Origin of the sequence: Bradyrhizobium cajani (assembly GCF_009759665.1) — a bacterium.
GTDB lineage: Bacteria > Pseudomonadota > Alphaproteobacteria > Rhizobiales > Xanthobacteraceae > Bradyrhizobium > Bradyrhizobium cajani.
In genome coordinates, this window is record NZ_WQNE01000089.1 from 1 (window position 1) to 1,267 (window position 1,267).

1 protein-coding gene is annotated in these 1,267 nt (G+C 63.1%); it reads right to left on the bottom strand.

All coding sequences use genetic code 11. The features are described 5' to 3' along the window. Window positions 1-3: 3 nt before the first annotated feature. Window positions 4-1,179: an IS481 family transposase gene (locus tag GPL20_RS38490; protein ID WP_157337939.1), complete on the bottom strand. Its 1,176-nt coding sequence runs from the start codon at window positions 1,177-1,179 to the stop codon at window positions 4-6. Between the last annotated feature and the right edge of the window lie 88 nt (window positions 1,180-1,267).

Consider the following 1,267-nt stretch of genomic DNA (forward strand, 5'->3'; position numbering starts at 1 on the left):
TGTTTAGCCCGGAGACATAGCTGACACCTGTTCGGACACATCACTGACAGGTTGGCGATTGGTCAAGTCGATCGATGCGACCTGCCAGCTCGCGAAGAAGACACCGTAGTGGCCGTCGCGATCCAGCGGCCGGATGGCAAGGCGTTCGCGGGCGAAGGCTTGGGGAACTTTCCAGAAGCGTCCCTTGAAGGAGATATAGGGCCTGGTCGATGAGACCCTGCGCACGATCTCGCCGCTGTCGTACTCGACGTTCGGAACGCGGGCCGGCATGGCACGAGCGCTCGGCCGGAATCGGTCGGCGGGAACGTGCATATCGAGCCCCTCGTGGGGACGCTCCAGATTGTAGATAGGCCGCCAAGCGTCGAGGGCCCGCTGGACCTCCGGGAGGGTGCGGAAGCGACGCATTGCGAAGACCTCGGCCTTCAGGGTGCGATGGAAGCGTTCGTTCTTGCCCCGAGCCTGTGGGTGGCATGGCCTGGCGTGGACCACCCTGACGCCAAGCTTGAGCAGCCACACCTTCAGTCCAGTCCAACGAATGCCGGACGTGTCGCCCCAGGGTGAGCCGTTGTCGGTGTAGAAGGCCTCCGGCAGGCCATAGCAGCGGAACGTCGCCGTCAGGTGATCCTGCACGGTCAGACGCTGCTCGTCGGCACAGGCCTTCAGGCACAGAACATAGCGCGAGTGATCGTCGACGATTGTTAGCGGATGGCACCGTGTCCCGTTGGCGAGCGGCAGGTGACCTTTGAAGTCCATCTGCCACAGCAGGTTGGGAGCTTCTTTCTCGAAGCGGTGCCCCGGATTGGGCGGTGCATTCTCGCTCGGTTTGACCCGACCGTTCCGGCATAAGATCTGGTGCACCGTTGACGGCACAGGCACCGTCTGCCCGCTCCGCTTCAAGCAGTGGGCGATCTTGCGTGCTCCCCAGGCCGGATGCTTGTCGCGGACAGCCAGGACCTCCGCCTCAACCGCAGCCTCGCTCCGCCTGGGCATCGCATGCGGGCGCCGGGAACGGTCGGCCAGCCCCCGATCGCCGGCCTGCCAGCGCGCCAGCCACTTGTAGCCAACGTCAGGACTGATGTTGAACCGCCGGCAGAGTTCGCGACGATTGGCTCCTTCCTGCAAAGCAAGCCGCACAAACTCATGACGCTGATCCATTACCGACACCTCACTCCAAGGCATGGACGGCCTCCCGAATCGACCAATCCAGCCATGTTGATGTGTCAGCTATGTCTCCGAACACCCGTCAGTGATCTGTCCGGGCTAAACA

Bases quoted from the DNA above. Each gene is read 5' to 3' on its own strand.
- GPL20_RS38490 (WP_157337939.1), bottom strand. From the start codon at position 1,179: ATGCCTTGGAGTGAGGTGTCGGTAATGGATCAGCGTCATGAGTTTGTG.